Annotated in this window: 20 protein-coding genes; 15 read left to right on the forward strand and 5 right to left on the reverse strand. The window is 63.3% G+C overall.

Going from position 1 to position 22038, the window contains the following annotated elements; all coding sequences use genetic code 11:
- Window positions 1-263 precede the first annotated feature (263 nt).
- Window positions 264-722 (forward strand): OsmC family protein, encoded by a 459-nt coding sequence (locus AC1D0O_RS04620; RefSeq protein WP_477652378.1) that lies wholly within the window; start codon window positions 264-266, stop codon window positions 720-722.
- A 32-nt stretch (window positions 723-754) separates the two neighbouring features.
- On the opposite strand, the gene coq7 is transcribed toward AC1D0O_RS04620, so the two are convergent.
- Both coq7 and AC1D0O_RS04630 read right to left on the reverse strand, forming a co-directional pair.
- On the reverse strand, window positions 755-1384 hold the full coding sequence (gene coq7, locus AC1D0O_RS04625) for a 2-polyprenyl-3-methyl-6-methoxy-1,4-benzoquinone monooxygenase (protein ID WP_477652379.1): 630 nt from the start codon (window positions 1382-1384) through the stop codon (window positions 755-757).
- 108 nt (window positions 1385-1492) lie between these two features.
- Window positions 1493-2764 carry a porin gene (locus AC1D0O_RS04630; RefSeq protein WP_477652380.1) on the reverse strand — a complete coding sequence of 424 codons (1272 nt, stop codon included), beginning with the start codon at window positions 2762-2764 and terminating at the stop codon, window positions 1493-1495.
- A 730-nt stretch (window positions 2765-3494) separates the two neighbouring features.
- On the opposite strand from AC1D0O_RS04630, the gene AC1D0O_RS04635 reads away from it, so the two are divergent.
- A complete protein-coding gene (locus AC1D0O_RS04635; protein WP_477652381.1) occupies window positions 3495-4553 on the forward strand; it encodes a porin in 1059 nt (352 codons plus the stop codon).
- Between the two features lie 358 nt (window positions 4554-4911).
- Window positions 4912-6117 carry a porin gene (locus tag AC1D0O_RS04640; RefSeq protein WP_477652382.1) on the forward strand — a complete coding sequence of 402 codons (1206 nt, stop codon included), beginning with the start codon at window positions 4912-4914 and terminating at the stop codon, window positions 6115-6117.
- A gap of 184 nt (window positions 6118-6301) precedes the next feature.
- Here the strand turns inward: AC1D0O_RS04640 and AC1D0O_RS04645 are convergent, their stop codons facing one another.
- On the reverse strand, window positions 6302-6514 hold the full coding sequence (locus AC1D0O_RS04645) for a hypothetical protein (RefSeq protein ID WP_477652383.1): 213 nt from the start codon (window positions 6512-6514) through the stop codon (window positions 6302-6304).
- Between the two features lie 13 nt (window positions 6515-6527).
- Between AC1D0O_RS04645 and AC1D0O_RS04650 the strand changes: the two genes are divergently transcribed.
- Entirely contained in the window at window positions 6528-7169 is a 642-nt protein-coding gene (locus tag AC1D0O_RS04650; RefSeq protein ID WP_477652384.1) for a DUF3047 domain-containing protein, read from the forward strand.
- A 33-nt stretch (window positions 7170-7202) separates the two neighbouring features.
- Window positions 7203-8540 carry a M20 aminoacylase family protein gene (locus AC1D0O_RS04655; protein ID WP_477652385.1) on the forward strand — a complete coding sequence of 446 codons (1338 nt, stop codon included), beginning with the start codon at window positions 7203-7205 and terminating at the stop codon, window positions 8538-8540.
- A 17-nt stretch (window positions 8541-8557) separates the two neighbouring features.
- On the opposite strand, the gene AC1D0O_RS04660 is transcribed toward AC1D0O_RS04655, so the two are convergent.
- Both AC1D0O_RS04660 and zwf read right to left on the reverse strand, forming a co-directional pair.
- Window positions 8558-9403, reverse strand: coding sequence for a MurR/RpiR family transcriptional regulator (locus tag AC1D0O_RS04660; protein WP_477652386.1), 846 nt, complete (start codon window positions 9401-9403; stop codon window positions 8558-8560).
- A gap of 156 nt (window positions 9404-9559) precedes the next feature.
- Complete coding sequence (gene zwf / locus AC1D0O_RS04665; RefSeq protein WP_477652387.1) at window positions 9560-11041, reverse strand: glucose-6-phosphate dehydrogenase; 1482 nt, start codon at window positions 11039-11041, stop codon at window positions 9560-9562.
- 142 nt (window positions 11042-11183) lie between these two features.
- Between zwf and tal the strand changes: the two genes are divergently transcribed.
- From tal to AC1D0O_RS04715, 10 genes are all read left to right on the forward strand, one after another.
- Complete coding sequence (gene tal / locus AC1D0O_RS04670; protein WP_477652388.1) at window positions 11184-12131, forward strand: transaldolase; 948 nt, start codon at window positions 11184-11186, stop codon at window positions 12129-12131.
- 3 nt (window positions 12132-12134) lie between these two features.
- Window positions 12135-13682 carry a glucose-6-phosphate isomerase gene (gene pgi / locus AC1D0O_RS04675; protein WP_477652389.1) on the forward strand — a complete coding sequence of 516 codons (1548 nt, stop codon included), beginning with the start codon at window positions 12135-12137 and terminating at the stop codon, window positions 13680-13682.
- Between the two features lie 90 nt (window positions 13683-13772).
- Window positions 13773-14633: a DUF3047 domain-containing protein gene (locus AC1D0O_RS04680; protein WP_477652390.1), complete on the forward strand. Its 861-nt coding sequence runs from the start codon at window positions 13773-13775 to the stop codon at window positions 14631-14633.
- 280 nt (window positions 14634-14913) lie between these two features.
- Window positions 14914-16221, forward strand: a complete 1308-nt coding sequence (locus AC1D0O_RS04685; RefSeq protein ID WP_477652391.1) for an ABC transporter substrate-binding protein — start codon at window positions 14914-14916, stop codon at window positions 16219-16221.
- Window positions 16222-16270: 49 nt separating this feature from the next.
- Window positions 16271-17128: a carbohydrate ABC transporter permease gene (locus tag AC1D0O_RS04690; protein ID WP_477652392.1), complete on the forward strand. Its 858-nt coding sequence runs from the start codon at window positions 16271-16273 to the stop codon at window positions 17126-17128.
- Window positions 17129-17166: 38 nt separating this feature from the next.
- Entirely contained in the window at window positions 17167-17991 is an 825-nt protein-coding gene (locus tag AC1D0O_RS04695) for a carbohydrate ABC transporter permease (RefSeq protein ID WP_477652393.1), read from the forward strand.
- A 13-nt stretch (window positions 17992-18004) separates the two neighbouring features.
- Window positions 18005-19042 (forward strand): ABC transporter ATP-binding protein, encoded by a 1038-nt coding sequence (locus AC1D0O_RS04700; protein WP_477652394.1) that lies wholly within the window; start codon window positions 18005-18007, stop codon window positions 19040-19042.
- Window positions 19043-19142: 100 nt separating this feature from the next.
- Window positions 19143-20561 carry a D-arabinitol 4-dehydrogenase gene (gene dalD / locus AC1D0O_RS04705; RefSeq protein WP_477652395.1) on the forward strand — a complete coding sequence of 473 codons (1419 nt, stop codon included), beginning with the start codon at window positions 19143-19145 and terminating at the stop codon, window positions 20559-20561.
- Complete coding sequence (locus AC1D0O_RS04710; protein WP_477652396.1) at window positions 20558-21346, forward strand: L-iditol 2-dehydrogenase; 789 nt, start codon at window positions 20558-20560, stop codon at window positions 21344-21346. Before dalD ends, AC1D0O_RS04710 begins: the two co-directional genes overlap by 4 nt.
- 19 nt (window positions 21347-21365) lie before the next feature.
- The gene (locus AC1D0O_RS04715) at window positions 21366-22037 is read left to right on the forward strand and encodes a transaldolase family protein (protein WP_477652397.1); all 672 of its coding nucleotides are present in this window, start codon (window positions 21366-21368) and stop codon (window positions 22035-22037) included.
- Window position 22038: the final 1 nt, after the last annotated feature.

A 22038-nucleotide genomic window follows, 5' to 3' on the forward strand; every position in this document is an offset into this window, starting at 1 on the left:
AAAACGCCGCAAGACGCCGGTGGGCCAGGAGTGCCGCCAAGAAAAAAGGCCCAGACCTTGCGGTCTGGGCCTGTAAATCCACCCTTAGAGGAGGTGGAGGAGACAACCAGTGGCACCAAATACCTTGTGACGCTGTGGGCGATCAGTATTGATGCGATGATTTCAGTATAGCGGAGCGATGTTGCGCTGCACAATATCTTGTGGCGCAAACTCAACATTTTTCACGGTTTAGTTATAAATTTTATGCATAAGGAGCGGAGTTTATGGAATGCACGGTGAGCTGGACAGGCAACAGCGCCAACACGGGATCGCGCTCGAACATGAGCTTCCTCGCCGAAACGGGCAGCGGCCACACCCTGGTGATGGACGGCGCGCCCGACGCGGACAAGCCTGAAAACGGCGGCGCCAACCTGGCGCCCCGGCCCATGGAGACCGTGCTGGCCGGCACGGGCGGATGCACCGCTTATGACGTGGTGCTGATCCTCAAACGCGGCCGCCAGGACGTGCGCGGCTGCTCGGTCAAGCTGAGCGCTGAAAGGGCGGCCGTGGACCCCAAGGTGTTCACCAAAATTCACATGCATTTTGTGGTGACGGGCAAGGGCCTGGTCGCCAGCGCCGTGGAGCGCGCGGTGGCCATGAGCCACGACAAATATTGCTCGGCCACCATCATGCTGGCGAAAACTGCGGACATCACCACCAGCTTTGAGGTGCTGGAGGTTTAAGGGCCTTGCAGCCCAGGCTGAGGCTTTAGGCTTTAGATGTAATGCGCCGTCGTCGTCATGACGCGCGCGGCCGAGCGCATCAGCGCCTTGACCGGCTCCGGCAGCTGCAGGGCGCCGGCCTGTTCGGCGTCCCTCGCGTGCAGGGCCTCGTCGTCTTTCATCTGCGCCACGATGGCGCGCGACTCGTGGTCGCCCAGCGGCAAGCGCTCCAGGTGGCCGGCCAGGTGGGCCTCGACCTGGCGCTCGGTCTCAACGACAAAGCCCAGGCTCATGCGGTCGCCCAACCGGCTTGCGACCAGGCCCAGGCCGAAGGCGCCGGCGTACCAGAGCGGGTTGAGCAGCGAGGGGCGGGCGCCCAGTTCATCCAGCCTGGCCTTGGTCCAGGCGAGGTGGTCGCCTTCCTCGCGGCTGGCCTGCAGGAAATGCTCGCGCAGTGCCGGGTCGCGGGTGCCCAGCGCCTGCGCCGCGTACAGGGCCTGCGCGCAGACCTCTCCCACATGGTTGACCCGCATCAGCGCGCCCGACAAGGCCTTGTCCTGCAGCGCCAGCTCGGTCTTTTCGCCGGGTACGGTAGGGCAGGCGCGGCTGGCGCGGGGGGCGGCAAAAAGAGTTCGCAAGGCGCCGTCGGCGGCATTCAGGGCGGTGTCGAGTGCGGTGGTCATGGCGCCATGTTAGCGCCGGACTCCCGGCATGCAAACGCCCATGAAAAAAGCCCCTGTGAAGGGGCTTTTTCGTGACGCGCCCGGATTGGATCCGGGCGGGGTTCCGGTTTAGAACGTGTGGCGGATGCCCAGGGCGATGTTGGTGGAGCCAACACCGGCCGCGGAGGTCACGCCGCCGAGGAAGCCGTTGCCGCCTGGTGCGACCTGGCCCTGGCCCTTGTTGTTGAAGCGGGTCAGCACGGCGTTCAAGTTGGTGCGCTTGGACAGCGCGTAGGTGTAGGTGAAACCGTAGGAGTCGGTATCGGCGTTCACCGTGCGCTTGTCATCCAGGCGGTTGAAGGCCACAACCCAGGTGTGTGGGCCGGTGGTGAGGCGGTAGCCGATGTGCATCAGCCTGGCGTCTTGCCTGAAGGCGGCGTTGTAGGCATTCTGGAACGCCGTACCGACCACCGCGCTGCCGGTGGAGGCGGTGACAGAAGCGCCAATCGTGGAGATGCCGCTTGGATTGTCGTCCTTGATGGTGGCGTACTGGCCGTACAGGGTGCCGGGGCCGATGTCGACGGTGGCGCCGATCAGGTCGTTGGTCAGGGATTTCTGGCCCAGCTCATTGTTCTTGCCATTGTGGCCATAGCCCACGGAGAAACCGTCGCCCTTGTAAGTGACCATGCCACCCCAGAACCTGCTTGCGGAGTTGCTGCCCGCGACTTCGCCGGCACCGTACATCAGCAATGCGGTGACGCCGCTGGTCTGAATTGCGTATTGCAGCGTGTTGCTCAGGCGGATGTCGAATGCGGCGGGCAGGCTGGCGACTTGGCCGGCGGCCAGGCTGGACTGGGTCTGCGAAGCGTCAAACTGCGCGGCCACCAGGTAACCGGGCGTGTACTGGCGGCCGGCCGTGAAGGCGCCGAAAGGGGTGACCAAGCCCACGTAGGCCTGGCGATCAAAGAGGTTTCCGGCAATGTTCACGCCGAATCCGCCGGTGGCGAGCGTGTTATTCACGCCGGCGATCAGCAAGTCGCGGGTTGCGACGGGAAGGGGGAGGCCCGCCACACCAGCAGCCACCGAAGTGGAGACGCGATCAGGCATCTGGGTGCCGGAGTTCGGGCGGTTGGTCACGGAGCCGGTGTCCAGCTCGAGGCGGTTTTCGAGGGTGAAGATGGCCTTGTAGCCGCCACCGATGTCTTCCGTGCCGCGAAGGCCGAAACGAGAGCCTTCCATGATGCCGCTGGCAATCGTGCTCACGGAGCCCTGGCGCAGACCGCTCACGTGGTTGAAGCCTGCATCAAGAATGCCGTAGACGGTCACGGTGCTTTGCGCCATGGCGGCCGAGGTGGACAAAAGTCCCATGATCGCAGTTGCAACGAGGGTCAGTTTTTTCATGGAGTCTCCAGGAGTTGTAATTAAAAAAAGCGCTGAATGGCGGGAAATTTTGACGCCCGTCCTTACCCTGGCAGGCCGTCTTTGTGAAGGAAAGATTAATGGCGATGCCGTGAGCCGTAAAGAGTGTCACTACGGGGGGTATCACTTTCGCGACAGGGGAAAACCCGAAGTTTTTGGTGCCAGGGCAAAGCCCGGGAAAAAGCCGGTCAAGTCCGTCATTTCCCGCCCCTTCCCTCTGGGGATGGTGGTGCGCGCGTCGTGTCCGGGGGTGGTTTTCGTTTGCGCGAACGCCGCTTAGGGCTTGGTCTCTATTTTGGCCAAGCCGTGGTACGTGAGCCACAGCCCCACGGGGTGCCTGGGCAGTTTCGAGTGTGCACCGCCCCCGTTGCGATGCCTCTGGTTGGCATGGAGCGCCGAAAACGCGGCCGCCGGCCCCGGCCAGCGCGTGTTCACCAAAACGATGCGCTTATGGAAAAAAGCGCCATTTTGGTGTGTTCAGGCAACATCGAAGGGCATATCCGGCCGGAGACGGCTCCCTGGTGGGGCTGGTACGGCATGACACCTAGCAGTGTGGTCAGGTGCCAACAATCGGGCGTGAATTTTGCTAATGGAGCGATAAGGGCTTTGTGTGATGTGTGACAGATCGATTAAATCGGCTCTGGGGTCGATCAGAAAGCCCTTTGAATATCAGCGTCCTTTTTATGTGTTTCCACCTTTTTGGAGATTTTTAATGATGAAAAAAAGCCTAGTTGCCCTGGCAGTGCTGGCCGTTTCCGGCGTGGCGTCCGCGCAATCCACCGTGACCATCTACGGTCTCGTGGACGCATGGGTCGGTACCGTGAAGGACAACAACCTCAGCCAGTCCGGTGTCAACGTTCCACATCCTTTCTCCGGTAGTGGCGGCGGCTTGCAGACCAGCCGTTTCGGCCTGAAGGGTTCTGAAGACCTCGGCGGCGGCCTGAAAGCCAACTTCCTGCTGGAAGCCGGCTTTGACCCCAGCACCGGCGCCGCCAACAACTACACCAACCCCTACACCACCACGGTCTCCACGGCGGTCTTCGGTCGCCAGGCATGGATGGGCGTTTCCGGGGGCTTCGGTGAACTGAAGCTCGGCAAGATGTGGACCCCCTACGACATGGTCAAGGGCTCGGGCGCTGCTGGCTTTGACTCGCTGCTGTTCGCGCCTTCCACCAGCGTGTGGGCCAGCAACAGCTACCAGGATCGTCCCGGCAACTCGATCTACTACGAGACCCCCAACTTCGGCGGCTTTTCCGCTGCCGGCATGTACAGCTTTGGCGAAAACAAGACCGCCGCTGTCGGCGCCGGCAAAATCATCAGCATGAACGTCGCTTACGCGAACGGCCCGATCGGCGCTTCGCTGGCTTACCAGACCGAAAAAACCACCAGTGCCGCCACCGCGGTCAAGTACACGCAACTGAACGGTTCCTATGACTTCGGCGTGGTCAAGCTGCTGGGCGCTTACGGTAATGTGAAGAACGGCGCCACCCCGATCACCGGTGTGGCCGCAGACAAGACCAAGGAATACCAGATCGGCCTGGACTTCCCTGTGAGCAGCGCCCTGACGCTGTCCGGTGGCTATGCCCGTTCCAAGAGCACGTTGCTGGCCGGCGCTCCCGACCTGAAGCGCACCGGCTACGGTGTGGCTGCCCTGTATGCCTTGTCCAAGCGCTCCAACCTGTACGCCGGCATCCAGACCGGCAAGGAAACCGGCGGCGCAACCGAGCGCAAGACCAGCACCTACGGCGTTGGCATTCGCCACACGTTCTGATCCAGTTTGACCTGAACCTGAACCCGCCTCCGCGGGTTTCCTGGAAAGCCGCTTCATTGAAGCGGCTTTTTTATTGGTAAATGCTGCGATAGGGCAAAAAGCGGGTTTTGGGCAAGAGGGAATCCCCGGCTTTTGCAGGCGTTGTTTCTTTTCCACTGGTTGCCGTCTGTTTGTGGTTTGAGCACAACGAGTTGTCGGTTTTTTTGGGCATTCCTTTGCGAATTGAAGCTCAGTCTGGTGCAATAGAGCCAACTTCCCGAAAGGGGGTTGGCCCGGGTCTCTGGTGGAGCCACGAGGACGCAAGTCCGCAAATGGTCCCCGTGCCGGAGCCCTATGTTTAACCTTGGAGAAACTCTCAATGAAAAAGACCCTTATCGCTTTGGCCGCACTCGGCGCAATGGCTGGTGCAGCACAAGCTCAGTCGACCGTGACCATTTACGGTCTGCTCGACGCTAACTTCGGCAGCTTCAAGACCAACACCGCTGTCGGCAATAAAGATGCTGTCGGCGGTATCGGCGGCGCTCCTGGCACCATTCAAAATCTGACCCAGACCAAAATTGACTCCGGCGGCCTGAACGGTTCGCGTTGGGGCATTCGCTTCAGCGAAGACATCGGCGGCGGCACTGCCATCATCGGTAACCTCGAAAGCGGTATCAACCTCGACGCTGGTTCTTCCGCTCAAGGCGGCCTGCTGTTCGGCCGTCGCGCCAACGTGGGTGTTTCCAGTGGCTTCGGTACCCTGGTGATCGGTCGTAACTCCAGCTCTTATGATGACGTGTCTGCTGATCACGCCATGATGGGTGCAACGATTTTCGATCCATCGAATACCAACAACGGTGTTGCCGCAACTGACGTTGCCAAGATTTTCAGTGCTCCTCTGGGTGCAGTCGCTCCTACTTCTACCAGCACTGGTAGCGCAACTGCTGCTGCAGCTTCGCTGCTGGGTCGTAACACGACCTGGGTTGGTTTCAATACCCGTTTCAACAACAGCATCAAGTACAGCAGCCCTAACTTCGGCGGCTTCAGCGGTTCGTTCATGTATGCTTTCGGTGAAGACAAGACTGCTACTGTTGGCGCAAGCAAGACGGTATCGGCTAACCTGAAGTACGCTAACGGCCCTCTGCTGGTTTCTGGCGGTTATCAGTCTGAAGCAGGTGCCCGCACGGCAACGTTGAAGCCTGCTCTGCAGAACACCCTGTTGAACTTTGCTTATGACTTTGGTGTTGCCAAGGTCGGCGCTGGTTTCAACCGTGCTAAGTACAAAGACATCGTCGCAGGCGCTTCGATGGCTGCTCAAAAGGAATGGAGCTTGAGCGTTGCGGTGCCTCTGGGTGCTACGACCCTGAGCGCTGGCTATGCACAGTCCAAGGGTGACGATCTGGGCAAGAGCACCGGCTACGGTGTCCAAGCTCTGTACTCTTTGAGCAAGCGCACGACTCTGTACGCAGGCGCCCTGAGCACCAAGGCCTATGACAAGTTGGCAGCTGCTGCCGTTGTGGTTCTGCCAGGCAGCACCATCGGTCGCACCACGAGCTACGCAGCTGGCATTCGCCACACGTTCTAATTTGAGGCTGGCTTAACGCCAGTTTCTTATGAAGATCTGAAAGCCGCCCCGGGGAAACCCGAGGCGGCTTTTTTATGGCCGAAATGACTGCGGTGCAATTTTTCTGATTATTTTGAAACCTTTTCTGCCCCGGCCGCGTTGAGCTATCTAGCCTCATCAACTGTCTTCCCATGACCCTGTTGTCTCAATGTTTTTTCTCACGTGTGTTCCATGCGATGGTGACTGTCGCTTGCGTGACCATGCTTGCGGCCTGCGCGGGAGTAGGAAGCTCCGAGCCGGCAAGCAGCCAGGACGTGAACTGGGCCTCGGCGTCGCCCGCAAGTTCAAACTCAAATTCCTCTTCAATCCCGGATACCGTCCAATGGAAACACTGTGCATTTCCGGGGAAGAAGTCCACACGCTATCGCGCGGTGCGGCTGGATGGGCGCGAAGCCGTTTTCAGCGAATCCGACAGCGCCGCCAGCATGCTGCGGCAGCAGTTGCGGGTCGAGCCTTCAGACCTGGGCAAACTGGGTTTCTCCTGGAAGGTGCCCATGATGATCGCCGGTGCCGACATGACGCAGCGCGATAGTGACGATTCCCCGGTGCGCGTGTTGCTCGCCTTCGAAGGCGACCGTTCGAAGTTCTCCGCCAAAAACGCCATGTTGTCGGAACTGGCATTGGCCCTGACGGGTGAGCCGCTTCCTTATGCAACCCTCATGTATGTGTGGGGCACGCACAGCACCCCGGAAAGCGTGGTGATCAACCCTCGCACCGACCGCATCCGCAAGCTGGTGCTGGAGTCCGGACCGGCGCGGCTTGGCCGCTGGCTCGACTACGAGCGCGACATCCGCGCCGACTATGAAAAAGCCTTTGGCGAAGCGCCGGGCGCGCTGGTCGGTATTGCCATCATGACGGACAGCGACAACACGCGGCAAAAAACCAAGGCATGGTATGGCCCGGTCAGCCTGGTGAACAGGCCTTTGAGCGCCGTGGCCGTTCCCGCCGTGACCGCCGCATCGGTGCGGCTCTTACAAAGCCCCGTGTTTGCACCGCCATCCCTTCAAGACTAGTATTCCAACAGCTGAACTCGGAATTTCACTGACATGCGCGCTCCGGCCACCCTTCCAAATATTCCAGGTGCCTCATCCCTCCAGCCCACCGCAGCGGCGGATATCGCCGACAGCACGGATCGCCCGCCCCAGCTGCGCGCCAGCGGCCGGGCTTTCGCGCAGATCGTGCAGTACCACCCCGAACTCACCGCTTTCCGCCGCGACCTGCATGCCCACCCCGAATTAGGTTTTGAGGAGGTCTACACCTCCAGCCGTGTGGTGCATGCGCTCAAGCTGTGCGGCGTCGACGAGGTGCATACGGGTGTCGGCAAGACCGGTGTGGTCGCCGTCATCAAGGGCCAGCAAACCGCCAAGTCCGGCCTGAGGCCCATGGTGGGCCTGCGTGCTGACATGGATGCGTTGCCCATGACCGAGCACAACGAGTTCGGCTGGAAGTCTTCAAAAACTGGGTTGATGCACGGCTGCGGCCACGACGGCCACACCACCATGCTGGTGGGCGCCGCCCGTTATCTCGCCGAAACGCGTAACTTCGCCGGCGATGCGGTGCTGGTATTCCAGCCCGCGGAAGAGGGGCGCGGCGGGGCCGATGCCATGATCAAGGACGGTTTGTTCGAGCGCTTTCCCGTGCAGGCGATTTACGCCATGCACAACTGGCCCGCGATGCAGCCCGGCACCATCGGCATCAACCCCGGCCCCATGATGGCCGCGGCCGACCGCATCACCATCGAGGTCACCGGAAAAGGCGGCCACGGCGCACATGCTTACCTGACGGTGGATCCGGTGCTGGTGGCCGCTCACATCATCACCGCGGTGCAAAGCATCGTGTCGCGCAACGTCAAGGCCATGGACAATGCCGTGATCAGCATTTGCGCCGTCCGGGCGGGCGACCTGGGCGCCATGAGCGTGGTGCCCGAGACCGCCATGCTGGTGGGCACCGTGCGCACCTTCAAGCCCGAGGTGCAAGACCTTGTCGAGCGCCGCCTCAAGGAATTGTGCGCGGCCGTGGCCCAGGGCTTCGGCGCCACCGCCACCGTGAAATACGAACGCATCTACCCGGCCACCATCAATTCGCCCGCCGAGTACGCGCTGGCCACCGCCGTGGCGGACCAGCTCGTGGGTGCGGAAAACGTGGTAAGCAACCTCGAACCCAGCATGGGCTCGGAGGATTTCTCCTTCATGTTGCGCGTCAAGCCGGGCGCCTACCTGCGCCTGGGCCAGGGCGAGCAGTTGCCCGACGGCAAAGGCGGCACCACCGGCGGCGTCGGCAGCCGCTTCCTGCACAACAGCTGCTATGACTTCAACGACAGCGTGCTGCCGCTGGGCTCGGCACTGTTCGCCGGCATCGTGGAGCGTTCGCTGCCCCTCGCCTGATACCGCGGTTCGGTGCCTCAGGCGTAGCGCTTGTTGCGCAGGTTGTTCTTCATTTCCTTGAGCAGCGGCTGCAGCTTGCTGCCGATACGCAGCGCCACGCAGGTCGCCAGGATGTCGATGATCATCAGGTGCATCAGGCGCGACACCATGGGACTGTAGCGGTCGTAACCCTCGGGGTGGTCGGCCGTCAGGTGGATGTTGCCGGCCGCGGCGAGCGGCGAACCGGTGACGGTGATGACGATGGTGGTCGCGCCGTTCTTGCGCGCGATGTCGCAGGCGTCCATCAGGTCGCGCGTGCGGCCCGAATTCGAAATCACCACCACGCAGTCGCCCGGGCCCAGCAGCGAGGCGCTCATGACCTGCATGTGGCCGTCGCTGTAAGCGATGCTGGTGATTCCCAGGCGGAAGAATTTGTGCTGCGCGTCCTGCGCAACGATGCCCGAATTGCCAACACCGAAAAACTCGATGCGCCTGCCGCTGTTGTAGGTCGCCAGCAACGCGTCGGCGGCCCTTTCCACCGCCACTGAACTCGCATCGTTGCGATACTTCAAAAACGCCGCCACGGTGTTGTCTATCACCTTGACCATCACGTCGGCGGTCTTGTCGTCGGCATCCACGCTGCGGTGAATAAAGGGTACGCCCTCACTTACGCTGCCTGCCAGCTTGAGCTTGAAGTCCGACAGCCCGTCGTATCCCATGCTGCGGCAAAAGCGCACCACGGTGGGCTTGCTCACATGCGAACGGCTGGCAAGCTCGGTGATGGGCAGGTTGGCAAAGGCCCGCGGGTCGCCCAGCACGAGCCGGCCGACACGCTGTTCGGCGGGTGCGAGCGACGGCAGCGAAGCCTTGATTCGATCAAGCATGGTGGGATAGGTCTCTGGTGGCGCCAACGCGCTGGAAATGTGGGAGCTCTTCTAACCAGCAAGGGCCGCGGAACCGGCTTTGCCGGGCCGCAGGCGCAGCGGCCCCCTCGGGGGGCAGGGAGTTACACGAAGTGAACGACCGTGGGGGCCACATATTTAACACTCCTCACTCCAGCAATAGCCGTCGCGTGCAATCATCGCGCTCGAGGCACTCGGCCCCCAGCTACCGGCGGCATAAGGTCGCGGCGCGCCGGAATCATTGCTCCAGCTGTCCAGGATGGGTTCGACCCAGCGCCAGGCTTCCTCCTGCTCGTCGCTGCGCACAAAGAGGTTGAGCCGCCCGTCGATCACGTCCAGCAACAGCCGCTCGTAGGCGCCCACGCGCTCGGAGCCGAAGCGCTTGTCGAAATCCAGGTCCAGCTGCACTGGCGCCAGCGAAGGTGTGCCGCGCGCATGGCTGTTGCCGGAGCGCTGGTCGGCGCCTTGCGCCAGCAAATGCAGCTCCAGGCCGTCCTTGGGCTGCAGGTTGATCACCAGTCGGTTGGCCACGTTGGAGCCGGCCGTGGAGGTCTTGAAAATCGCGTGCGGCGCAGGCCGGAAGTTGACCTCGATGTGCGCGTCGCGGCCGGCCAGGCGCTTGCCGGTGCGTATGTAGAAGGGCACGCCGGCCCAGCGCCAATTGGCGATCTCGGTGCGCAGCGCGACAAAGGTTTCGGTCCGGCTGTCGGGGGGCACGCCTTTTTCGTCGCGATAGCCGGGTACCGGTTCGCCGTCGATGTTGCCCGCCGCGTACTGGCCGCGCACCACGTGCTGGCTCAGTGTTTCAGGCGTCCAGGCCTTAAGGGAGCGCAGCACCTTGAGCTTTTCGTCGCGGATGGCGTCGGCATGCGAGTTGATGGGCGGCTCCATGCCGATGGCGCACAGCAGCTGCAGCGCGTGGTTCTGCACCATGTCGCGCAGCGCGCCCGTGCTGTCGTAAAAGGCGCCGCGTTTTTCCACGCCCAGGTCCTCGGCGATGGTGATCTGGATGTTGGCGATGGTCTCGCGCCGCCACAGCGGCTCGAACAGCGAATTGCCGAAGCGCAGCGCGAACAGATTCTGCACCGAGGGCTTGCCCAGGTAGTGGTCGATGCGAAAGATCTGCTGCTCGCTCAGCACGCTGCGCACGGTCTTGTTGATGGCGCGGTTGGAGGCCAGATCGTGGCCCAGCGGTTTTTCCAGCACCACCCGCGTCTGGGGGCCGTTGAGGCCGGCGGCGGCGATCTGTTCGCACACGGTGGTGAACAGGCTGGGCGCCGTCGCCACATACATCACCACCACGTCGGCCGGCCGCTGCTGCAGTTTCGCGGCCAGCGCGGCGTAGTCCGCCGGGTTGGACAAATCCATGCGCAGGTAGCCCAGCAGCGCGGCAAATCGCGAGAACTCTTCTTCGCTCGGGCGTTTGGCCAGCTCGACGTTGTCGAAGCGGGATTTGATCAAGGCGCGGTACTGGTCGTCGGACAGGTCGTCGCGCGCCACGCCCACGATGCGCCCGCCTTCCGGCAGCGAGCCGTGGCGAAAGGCCTGGAACAAGGCCGGCATGATCTTGCGCCACACCAGGTCACCGGTGCCGCCGAAGAGGATCAGGTCAAAGCTCATGGTAAAAAAGTGTCTTGGTAATTAAGTTTCACATTCTATGGGCATAATGGTAACTCGACCTTGAAGCCCGTGCGATGCCTGCACCCAGGTGTCCAGCGGTGTTTCATCCGGACCACGCCCGCCTTTTGCCCAGCATCCAGCCATGACCCAACTCGACGCCCTCAAACAGTTCACCACCGTGGTTGCCGACACCGGTGATTTCAAGCAACTGGGGCAGTTCAAGCCGCAGGACGCCACCACCAACCCTTCGCTGATCCTCAAGGCGGTGCAAAAGGCCGATTACCAGCCTTTGCTCAAGGACACCGTGGGCCGCTTCAAAGGCCGCGCCCTCGACGAAATCATGGACCGCCTGCTGGTGCGTTTCGGCTGCGAAATCCTCTCCATCATCCCGGGCCGCGTCTCGACCGAAGTCGATGCCCGCCTGAGCTTTGACGCCAACGCCACCTACACGCGCGGCGAACGCATCGTCGAGCTTTACCAGGCCGAAGGCATCCACATCGACCGCGTGCTGATCAAGGTCGCCGCCACCTGGGAAGGCATACAGGCGGCGGAGAAACTGGAGCAGCGCGGCATCCACACCAACCTCACCCTGCTGTTCTCCTTCGCCCAGGCGGTGGCCTGCGGCCAGGCCAAGGTGCAGCTGATCTCGCCCTTCGTCGGCCGCATCTACGACTGGTACAAAAAATCCGCCGGCGCGTCCTGGGACGAAGCCGCGATGGCCGGCGCCAACGACCCCGGCGTGAAGTCGGTGCGCGAGATTTACAACCACTACAAACATTTTGGCATCGCCACCGAGGTGATGGGCGCGAGCTTTCGCAACGTGGGCCAGATCACCGCGCTGGCCGGCTGCGACCTGCTGACCATCAGCCCCGAACTGCTGGCCCAGCTCGCGGCCTCCGATGCGCCACTGTCGCGCGCCCTGGACGCCAAGGCGGCCGCCGCGCTGGATCTGCCCGCCGTCAACTACGACGAAGCCGGTTTCCGCTATGCGCTCAACGAAGACGCAATGGCCACTGAAAAACTCGCCGAGGGCATACGCGCGTTCGCGGCCGATGCCGTGAAGCTCGAACAGCTGATGCAGGCGGCCTGAGCCATGGCCGTGCAGCCCCGACCCCGCTGTGACCGCACGCCGGCCTGGGCCGCGCTGCAGGCCTGCTTTGACACCCGCGGAAAGTCTTTTGACCTGCGCCAGGCCTTCGCGGCCGACCCCGGCCGCTTCGGGCACTTCAGCCAGGACGCGCCGCACGTTTTTGCCGACCTCTCGAAAAACCTGATCGACGCCGGCAGCGAGGCCTTGCTGCTGGAGCTGGCCGCGCAATGCCGGCTTGAGCAGCACCGCGACGCCATGTTCGCCGGCGAGCTGATCAACGGCACCGAGCAGCGCGCCGTGATGCATTTTTTACTGAGGAGCCCGGCCGCCGGTGGCATGGGCGGTGATCTCGCGCGCGTGCATGAAACCCTGGACGCCATGCTGGCCTACGCGGAGCAAGTGCGCGCCGACACCGCCATCACCGACATCGTCAACATCGGCATCGGCGGCTCCGACCTCGGGCCGCAGATGGCGGTGCTGGCGCTGGCTGAATTCGCCATACCCGGCAGGCGCTTTCACTTTGTCTCCAACGTCGACGGCGGTGAGCTGGCCGGCGTGCTGCGAGGGCTCAAACCGCAAAACACGCTGTTCCTGGTCGCGTCCAAGACTTTCACCACTACCGAGACCATGACCAACGCGCATTCGGCGCGGCGCTGGTTCGAAGCACAAGGCGGCACGGACGTCGGCCGACATTTCGCGGCCCTCACCACCAACGTCGCCGCGGCGAATGCCTTCGGCATCAAGACCACGTTCGGCTTCTGGGACTGGGTGGGTGGGCGCTATTCGCTCTGGTCGGCCATAGGCCTGCCGATTGCCATTGCCATAGGCGCGGCGGGCTTTCGCGAGCTGCTGGCCGGCGCGCATGCCATGGACGAGCATTTCCGCACGGCCCCGCTGTCGCGCAACCTGCCGGTGCGCCTGGGTTTGCTGGACGTCTGGTACCGCAATTTTTACGGCTTCAGCAGCCGCAGCATCGCGCCCTATAGTAGCGCCCTGCGGCGCCTGCCGGCCTATCTGCAACAGCTGGAAATGGAAAGCAACGGCAAACGCGTCGATGCCGACGGCCAGGCCCTGCCTTTCGCCACCTCGCCCGTGTTGTGGGGCGAGCCCGGCACCAACGGCCAGCACGCCTATTTCCAGATGCTGCACCAGGGCAGCACGGTGGTGCCGGTAGAGTTTGTCGCCGTCAGGCAGGCCGGCCACAGCCTGCCGGGCCACCATGCCACCTTGCTGGCCAATGTGCTGGCCCAGGCGCAGGCGCTGATGCAAGGCAAGGAAGATGGAGGCGGCCACAAACATTTCCCCGGCAACCGGCCCAGCACGTTTTTGCTGCTGGAGCGGCTCACGCCCGCCAGCCTCGGCGCACTGGTCGCGCTGCAGGAGCACCGGGTCTTCGCCAGCGGCGCGATCTGGGGCATCAACAGCTTTGACCAGTGGGGCGTCGAGCTCGGCAAGGTGCTCGCCAGGGACATAGAGCCGCGGCTGCGCAGCGGGGATGTGTCCGGCCTTGACGGCTCGACGGCCGGCCTGCTGCGCAAAATCGCCGGCTGATTTGCGCAAAACTGTGCGTTTTTCCATTGCGGGGCCGCGTGCTTCCGTGGTCAACTTGCCGCTTCGCCGATTTTTTCGATGACCCGCACCATGTCTTTACCCGTCCCGTCCCCCCGTGTTTCCCCTCGTTTTTCGAGCGTTGCCGCGGTGCTGCTCGCGATGGCCCTCGTCGCCGGCTGCGCAACCCGCGCGCCCACCGATGAGGATGCCGGTGTCGACGAACCGGCCAGCCAGGGCGGCACGGTGGGCCTGGCGGAAGGGGTGACCGGCACGGCCTGGGCCGCAATGTCGGCGCCGCCTATAGGCGGGGAACTCAAGCCCGACGACCTCAAGTGGGAAATATTCCGCGTGCCCGGCAAGCAGCCGGCCAGCTACAGCTATGTGCGCCATGAAGGCCGCGACGCGGTGCTGGCGAAGGCTGAGGCCTCCGGCAGCATCCTGCGCCATCGCTATCGCATCGAGCCGGACCAGCTTGGCCTCGTGCGTTTTTCCTGGAACGTGCCGAACGCCGGTGCCGGCGCCAACCTCACGCTGCCGCAACTCGATGACGTGCCGGTGCGGGTGGTGCTGGCGTTCGAAGGAGACCGTTCGCGGCTGTCGATGAAAAACTCCCTGCTGTCGGAGTTGAGCCGCCTGCTGACCGGCGAAGAGATGCCGTTCGCGACACTGGTGTATTCGTGGTCGCGGGTCAACCAGCCCGGCGAGGTCGTCGTCAACGAGCGCACCGACCGCATCCGCAAGATCGTCGTCGACTCGGGCGACCACGGCTACAACGAATGGCGCAGCTACGAGCGCGACATCCGTGCCGACTACCGCAAGGCTTTTGGCGAAGACCCGGGCGCCTTGCTGAGTTTCGCGGTCTTCACCGAAGGTGAAAAAAACGAAGGCCAGCTGCAGGCCTTCTACGGGCCGCTCAAGCTGGTACCGGCTTCGGCCGTCGCGCGCAAGTAGCGCCGCATCCGGTCGGCGCATCTGCGCCGGTCGCGGCATGGTTTCTCTGTCCATTTGTGAGAACGTCGCAGGCCGGCGGCCCGAACCGGCAGGGCCACATCGCGCCCGCCTTGACAATTTGTTGCATCTACTGATGCGGCATTTAGGGAAATTCCCACTCCTTCAATGCAACAAAGTATCAAGGTCCTTTGATCTGGTATCAACCCCGCCAGGAGGTTTCCCCAGAATGCAGTGAGCGGCAAAGCTGCCGTTTCGAACGACATAACGAAGGAGACATCTCATGAAGGGTTTTATCCAGGCAGGCCTGGCGCTTGCACTCTCGGGCGCCGGCATGGCCCATGCCGTGACCGAACTCGTGGTGGCGACGGTGAACAACGGCCACATGATCGAAATGCAGAAGCTCACGCCGGTTTTTGAAAAGGCCCATCCCGACATCAAGCTCAAATGGGTCACGCTCGAAGAGGGCACGCTGCGCCAGCGCGTCACCACCGACATCGCCACCAAGGGCGGGCAGTTCGACGTGATGACCATCGGCCTGTACGAAGCGCCGATCTGGTCGAAGAAGGGCTGGCTGCAGCCCATTGCCACCGATGCCGCCTATGACGTCGACGACCTGCTGCCCGCCATCCGCGCCGGGCTGTCGCATGAAGGCAAACTTTATGCCGCGCCGTTCTACGGTGAGAGCTCGATGCTGATGTACCGCAAGGACCTCGCCGACAAGGCCGGCTTCAAGATGCCCGATCAGCCCACATGGACACAGGTGAAGGAACTGGCCGGCAAGATCCACGACCCGAAAGCCGGCGTGTACGGCATGTGCCTGCGCGGCAAGCCGGGCTGGGGCGACAACATGGCCTTCCTCACCACGCTGGTCAACACCAACGGTGGCCAGTGGTTCGACATGCAGTGGAAGCCGCAGATCGACACCAAGCCCTGGAAGGACGCGATCAGCTTCTACGTGGACCTGATGAAAGCCTACGGCCCGCCCGGCGCCTCGGCCAACAGCTTCAACGAGAACCTCGCACTCTTCAATGAAGGCAAGTGCGGCATGTGGGTGGATGCCACCATCGCCGCCTCGTTCATCAGTGATCCGAAGCAGTCGAAGGTGGCCGACAAGGTAGCCTTTGCGCAGGCGCCGGTTGCCGTCACGCCCAAGGGTGCCAACTGGCTTTGGACCTGGAACCTGGCCATCCCTGCCAGCTCGACCAAGGGCGCGGCCGCCCAGACCTTTGTGAAATGGGCGACTTCCAGGGAATACATCAACCTGGTCGCCAAGGAACACGGCTGGGGCGCGGTGCCCACCGGCACGCGCAAATCGACCTACGCAAACCCCGAGTTCCAGAAGGTCGCAAAGTTCGCCGCCGCCGAGAAGAAAGCCATCGACAGCGCCAACCTCAGCGACAGCACGTTGCCCAAGTCGCCGTACGTCGGCGTGCAGTACGCGGCCATTCCCGAGTTCCAGGCCATCGGCGTGGCGGTGGGCCAGCAGATGAGCGCTGCCCTGTCGGGCAAGGTCACGGTGGACCAGGCCCTGAAGACATCGCAGACGGCTGCCGAGCGCGAGATGAAAAAAGCCGGGTACTACAAGTAATCGCAAGTAATCCCCCAGGCCGCCCACACTTCGCCCCGGGATTCACTACATGAACCGCCTCCTGCCGCGCGCGCTCATGGCCCCCGCAGTGCTCACGCTCTTCCTCTGGATGATCGTGCCGCTCGTGATGACCCTGTATTTCTCGTTCGTGAGCTACAACCTCATGCAACCCGGCGCCCATCCGTTCGCGGGCATCGAGAACTTTGAGTACTTCATCACCGACCCGGACTTCTGGCCCGCGACCTGGAACACGCTGCTGCTGATCGGCAGCGTGATCCTCATCACGGTGGTATTCGGCGTGCTGCTCGCCTTGCTGGTGAACGAGCCATTTCCGGGGCGGGGCGTCGTGCGGGTGCTGCTTATTTCGCCGTTCTTCGTCATGCCCGCGGTGAACGCACTGCTGTGGAAGCACATGATGATGAATCCGATCTACGGCGTGCTGGCCGACCTGTGGCGATTCTTCGGCGCGCAGCCGGTCGACTGGCTCACCGATGTGCCGCTGTTGTCGGTGATCATCATGGTGGCCTGGCAATGGCTGCCTTTCGCCTGCCTGATCTTCATTACCTCGCTGCAATCGCTTGACCGTGAGCAGATGGAAGCCGCACGCATGGACGGCGCGAGTTCCTTTCAGCGCTTCTTTTATCTCATCATCCCGCATCTCGGACGGCCGATGGCGGTGGTGATCATGATCGAGATGATTTTTCTGCTCAGCGTGTTCGCCGAAATCGCCATCACCACCAATGGCGGACCGGGCAACGAAAGCACCAATCTCACCTACATGATCTTCAAACAGTCGCTGATGAACTTTGACGTGGGCGTGGCTTCGGCGGGTGCCTTGTTCGCGGTGGTGGTGGCCAACATCGTGGCGGTATTCCTCATTCGCATCGTCGGCAAGAACCTCGACTAGACATGATGCACACCCTTACGCAGCGGAGCAACTGAACCATGCAACCAGGCGACTTTCTTGCGCAACTGCTTCGCACCGTGGGCGCGTGGGCCGCGGCGCTGCTGCTGTTTTTTCCGCTCGGCTGGCTGTTTCTCACGGCCTTCAAGACCGAACTCCAGGCGATTCATGTGCCGCCGCTGTTTATCTTTGAACCCACGCTCGACAACTTCAGCGAAGTGCAGCGCCGCAGCGATTACCTGCTCTATGCGCGCAACTCGCTCATCACCAGCCTGGGCTCGACCCTCATCGGGTTGTTGATCGCGGCGCCCGCGGCGTACTCGATGGCCTTCTTCCGCACGAAGAGGACGCGCGACATCCTGATGTGGATGCTTTCCACCAAGATGATGCCGGCGGTGGGCGCGCTGGTGCCGATCTACGTTCTCGCGCAGACCGCGGGCCTGCTGGATTCGCTCACCGCGCTGACCATCGTGTTCACGCTGTCGAACCTGCCGATCATGGTGTGGATGCTCTACAGCGCCTACAAGGACATTCCGAACGAGATCCTGGAAGCCGCGCGCATGGACGGTGCCAGCCTCTGGACCGAATTCCGCCATGTGGTGCTGCCGCTGTCGGTGGGCGGCCTGGCTTCGACCGGCCTGCTGTGCCTGGTGCTGAGTTGGAACGAGGCCTTCTGGGCCCTCAACCTCAGTTCGGCCAAGGCCGGAACGCTGGCGACCTTGATCGCCTCGTACTCCAGTCCCGAAGGCCTGTTCTGGGCCAAACTCTCGGCCGCCTCGCTGATGGCGATCGCGCCCATCGTCGTGTTCGGCTGGTTCAGCCAGAAGCAGCTGGTGCAAGGCCTGACATTCGGCGCGGTGAAATGAAAGGAATTGACTGATGGCTTATCTGGAACTCAAGGGCATCGAGAAAAGTTTCGGGGAGGCCCGAATCATTCGCGGCATCGATCTTGAAATCAACAAGGGCGAGTTCATCGTCTTCGTCGGGCCTTCGGGTTGCGGAAAGTCGACGTTGCTGCGCCTCATCGCGGGGCTGGAGCCCATCACCAAAGGCAACTTGCTGCTGGACGGCAGGGACATCACAGGGGTGCCTTCGGGCAAGCGCGACCTGGCGATGGTGTTCCAGAGCTACGCGCTCTACCCGCACATGAGCGTGTACGACAACATGTCCTTCGCGCTCAAGCTTGCGGGTGTGTCGAAAAGCGAGATCCAGGCCAAGGTCGAGCACGCGGCGAAGACGCTCAATCTCACCCAGTACCTCGGCCGCACGCCGAAAGAGCTGTCGGGCGGGCAACGGCAACGCGTGGCGATTGGCCGCGCCATTGTGCGCGCGCCCAAGGTATTCCTGTTCGACGAGCCCTTGTCCAACCTGGATGCCGCGCTGCGCGGCAATACCCGCGTCGAAATCCACAAGCTGCACCGCGCACTCGGCGCGACGACCATCTACGTCACGCATGACCAGGTCGAGGCCATGACGCTGGCCGACCGCGTGGTGGTGCTCAGGGACGGGCTGATCGAGCAGGTCGGCACGCCGCTCGAACTCTACGACCATCCGGCGAACCGGTTTGTCGCGCAGTTCATCGGTATGCCGTCGATGAACATGGTGGCGGCTGGCGCGATTCCGAGCTTTTCGGCGGCCACCGGCGGACGCTTGCCAGGCGACGGTTTCCTGGGCGTACGGCCGGAAGGCCTGCGCGTGCATCCAAAGCAGGCCGCTGCTTCGGGGGTGCCGGGCCACGTGGAGCTGATCGAGGCGCTCGGCGCCGACACCTTGATTCATGTCGACGTAGGCGGCGTGCCGCTGATAGCCCGCCAGAACGAACGCACGCCGCTGCATGCGGGTGACGACGTGGCGGTCGAACTCGACCCGTCGGTGCTTCACCTGTTCAACAGTGAAGGCCGTGCGGTCCCGGCCTGATTCCTTCCTTCTTCCCTTCCTCCCTCTTCTTTCGGGCATCCCCTTGATTCTCGCCACAGCGCCTCTTGCGCAAACTCCACGGGCCCTTTCGGAATTCACGGTGCTTCACCTTGGATTGGGTTCGTTTCATCGGGCCCACCAGGCCGCCTATCTTCAGCGGCTGATCGATGCGGGCGACACCCGTTGGTCAATAGTGGGCGCCAACATCCGGCCCGATATGGCCGAGGTGGTCGCGGCCCTGCAGGCACAGGGCGGGCGCTACACGCTGGAAACCGTATCGCCGGCCGGCGAGTACCGCTACGAACAGATTGAAGCCATCCGCGAAGTGCTCCCCTGGGAAGACTCGCTGGCCGCGGTGATCTCTCGCGGTGCGGCGCCGTCCACGCGCATCGTTTCATTCACCGTGACCGAGGCGGGCTACTACCTCGACACCCAGGGCAAGCTGGACCTGTCTTTCAGTGATCTGGCGGCGGACCTTGAACGCGCACGCCGCGGCGAGATCGGGGAAGAGAGTGGTGAGGGCGGCGAGGGCATGACCATCTATGGCGCCGTCTGCGCGATCCTGCGCGCGCGCAAGGCAAGGCAGGCCGGCCCGGTCACCCTGCTCAACTGCGACAACCTGCGCCACAACGGCGACCGCTTCCGTGACGGGCTGCGCGAGTTCATCGAACTTGCGGGCGATGGCGACCTGCTCTCGTGGGTCGGCGCAAACACCCTTTGCCCGAACGCGATGGTCGATCGCATCACGCCGCGCCCGCCGCCTGAGTTGCGCGCCCGCGTGAAGGCCGCCACAGGGCGCGACGATTCGGCGGCGGTCACGGGCGAGAGTTTCATCCAGTGGGTGATCGAAGACAGGTTCGCGGCCGGGCGCCCCGACTGGGGCCGTGTGGGCGTTGAGCTGGTCGAATCGGTGCAACCCTACGAGGAGGCCAAGATCCGCATCCTCAATGCCACGCACAGCTGCATTGCCTGGGCCGGCACGCTGCTGGGGCTGGAGTTTATCCACGAAGGCACGCACCATGCGGCGATCCGGAAAATGGCCTGGGACTACGTGACCGACGACGTGATTCCCTGCCTGAGTTCGCCTGAGGTCCCAAGCCCGATCAACCTTGCGGTCTACCGGGACGTGGTCATCGACCGCTTTGGCAACCCCTCGATCCGCGACACCAACCAGCGCGTGGCGGCCGATGGTTTTTCGAAGATCCCGGGCTTCATCGCGCCCACGGTGCGCGAGCGGCTCGCCGCGGGCCAGCCGATAGCCAGCGTTGCGATGCTGCCCGCGCTGTTCCTCGCCTTCCTGCAGCGCTGGCATCGCGGGGAACTGCCTTATGCCTACCAGGACCAGGGCATGGACGAGGCCGTGGCACACGCGATCTGCGGCGCTGCCGACCCGGTCATCGCGCTGTGTTCGGACGCGGCGCTGTGGGGGATCGCCGCCGGCGATGCGCGGCTCATCGACGCCGTGCGCAGTGCGAGCGGGCGTGTGTCGGATTTCATGAATCTGGGGGCAACAGCATGAGCGAACGTCTGAAAAACCGCCACGTGCTGTTGACCGGCGCCGGTGGTGGCATAGGCCTGGCGGTCGCCGAGGCCTGCATTGCTGAAGGCGCGCGCTGCAGTGTGGTGGACCGCGCGGCAACGGCGCCCGAGGCTGTGCGGGCGCTGCAGACGCGCCATCCGGGCTGTCTTGCCTACATCGCGGCGGATGTCACGGACGCCAAGGCGATTGCGCGCCTGCTCGCGGAGGCACGAGCCGCTTTTGGTCCCATCCATACGCTGTTCAACAACGCGGCCGTGTTCGACCTCGCGCCTTTGCTCGACAGCGACGAGGCTTCTTTCGACGAGCTGTTTGCCGTCAACGTGAAGGGCATGTTCTTTGTCATGCAGGCCGTGCTTCGCCACATGGTCGAAGCCGGCACGCAGGGTGCGTCGGTCATCAACATGGCCTCACAAGCCGGCCGGCGCGGCGAAGCGCTGGTGTCGCACTACTGCGCGACCAAGGCCGCGGTCATCAGCTACACCCAGAGCGCCGCACTGGCCATGGCGCCGCATGGCATTCGCGTCAACGGCATTGCCCCCGGTGTGGTCGATACGCCGATGTGGGACCGTGTCGACAGCCTGTTCGCCAGGGCGGAAGGCCTGCCGCCGGGAGAAAAGAAGCGGCGCGTGGGCCTGGAAGTGCCGCTTGGCCGCATGGGTGTACCGGCCGACGTCGCGGGTGCGGCGGTATTCCTCGCCAGCGACGAAGCGCGCTACATCACGGCGCAGACCCTGAATGTCGATGGTGGTAACGTCATGAGCTGATTTCCCGGGCTTGAACGCGATGAATGACGACTTCCATTTGTACCTCGACAGCGCCGACCTGGCCGAACTGCAGGCCTGCCTCCCGCACCCGGTGGTCCACGGCGTGACAACCAATCCCACGCTGCTGCGGCGCGCGGGCATAGGCCGTTCGGCCGTGCCCGGCCTGCTGGCGCGCTGCATCGACCTGGGCGCGCGGCGGGTGCAGGCGCAGGTGTATTCGAGCGATGTCGACGGCATGCTCGAAGACGCGCAAGAATTGCTGTCGCACTTCGACCGGGGCCAGCTGGTCGTGAAGATTCCCGCCACCCGCCAGGGCCTTGATGCCGGCGCACGGCTTATCGCTCAGGGTGTACCCGTCACGTGGACGGCTGTCTACGCACCCGAGCAGGCGCACTTTGCCGCACAGCTGGGCGCGGCTTATGCGGCACCCTACCTGGGGCGGCTCGAAGACGCCGGTGCTGACGGGTTGGCGCTGATCGAGCAGATGCAGGCGCTGGTGGATCGGCGGCCTTCGTCCGGCACCCGCCTGCTGGTGGCGAGCGTCCGCTCCCGCGAGGCCTACCTTTCCTTGCTGGGGCTGGGTGTGGGGGCCATCACGATTCCTCCGCGCCTCTTCGCGGAATTGCTCGACCATCCCGCCACGCTGGCTGCCGAGCGCGGATTCCTGGCCGACGCCGGCGCCTTGCATTGAC

Source organism: Polaromonas sp. P1_F2 (assembly GCF_056405735.1).

Excerpts from the sequence above, each read along its gene's own strand:
- AC1D0O_RS04620 (WP_477652378.1), top strand. The coding sequence starts at position 264 with ATGGAATGCACGGTGAGCTGGACAGGCAACAGCGCCAACACGGGATCG.
- coq7 (WP_477652379.1), bottom strand. The coding sequence starts at position 1,384 with ATGACCACCGCACTCGACACCGCCCTGAATGCCGCCGACGGCGCCTTG.
- AC1D0O_RS04630 (WP_477652380.1), bottom strand. The coding sequence starts at position 2,764 with ATGAAAAAACTGACCCTCGTTGCAACTGCGATCATGGGACTTTTGTCC.
- AC1D0O_RS04635 (WP_477652381.1), top strand. The coding sequence starts at position 3,495 with ATGATGAAAAAAAGCCTAGTTGCCCTGGCAGTGCTGGCCGTTTCCGGC.
- AC1D0O_RS04640 (WP_477652382.1), top strand. The coding sequence starts at position 4,912 with ATGAAAAAGACCCTTATCGCTTTGGCCGCACTCGGCGCAATGGCTGGT.
- AC1D0O_RS04655 (WP_477652385.1), top strand. The coding sequence starts at position 7,203 with ATGCGCGCTCCGGCCACCCTTCCAAATATTCCAGGTGCCTCATCCCTC.
- AC1D0O_RS04660 (WP_477652386.1), bottom strand. The coding sequence starts at position 9,403 with ATGCTTGATCGAATCAAGGCTTCGCTGCCGTCGCTCGCACCCGCCGAA.
- zwf (WP_477652387.1), bottom strand. The coding sequence starts at position 11,041 with ATGAGCTTTGACCTGATCCTCTTCGGCGGCACCGGTGACCTGGTGTGG.
- tal (WP_477652388.1), top strand. The coding sequence starts at position 11,184 with ATGACCCAACTCGACGCCCTCAAACAGTTCACCACCGTGGTTGCCGAC.
- pgi (WP_477652389.1), top strand. The coding sequence starts at position 12,135 with ATGGCCGTGCAGCCCCGACCCCGCTGTGACCGCACGCCGGCCTGGGCC.
- AC1D0O_RS04680 (WP_477652390.1), top strand. The coding sequence starts at position 13,773 with ATGTCTTTACCCGTCCCGTCCCCCCGTGTTTCCCCTCGTTTTTCGAGC.
- AC1D0O_RS04685 (WP_477652391.1), top strand. The coding sequence starts at position 14,914 with ATGAAGGGTTTTATCCAGGCAGGCCTGGCGCTTGCACTCTCGGGCGCC.
- AC1D0O_RS04690 (WP_477652392.1), top strand. The coding sequence starts at position 16,271 with ATGAACCGCCTCCTGCCGCGCGCGCTCATGGCCCCCGCAGTGCTCACG.
- AC1D0O_RS04695 (WP_477652393.1), top strand. The coding sequence starts at position 17,167 with ATGCAACCAGGCGACTTTCTTGCGCAACTGCTTCGCACCGTGGGCGCG.
- AC1D0O_RS04700 (WP_477652394.1), top strand. The coding sequence starts at position 18,005 with ATGGCTTATCTGGAACTCAAGGGCATCGAGAAAAGTTTCGGGGAGGCC.
- AC1D0O_RS04710 (WP_477652396.1), top strand. The coding sequence starts at position 20,558 with ATGAGCGAACGTCTGAAAAACCGCCACGTGCTGTTGACCGGCGCCGGT.
- AC1D0O_RS04715 (WP_477652397.1), top strand. The coding sequence starts at position 21,366 with ATGAATGACGACTTCCATTTGTACCTCGACAGCGCCGACCTGGCCGAA.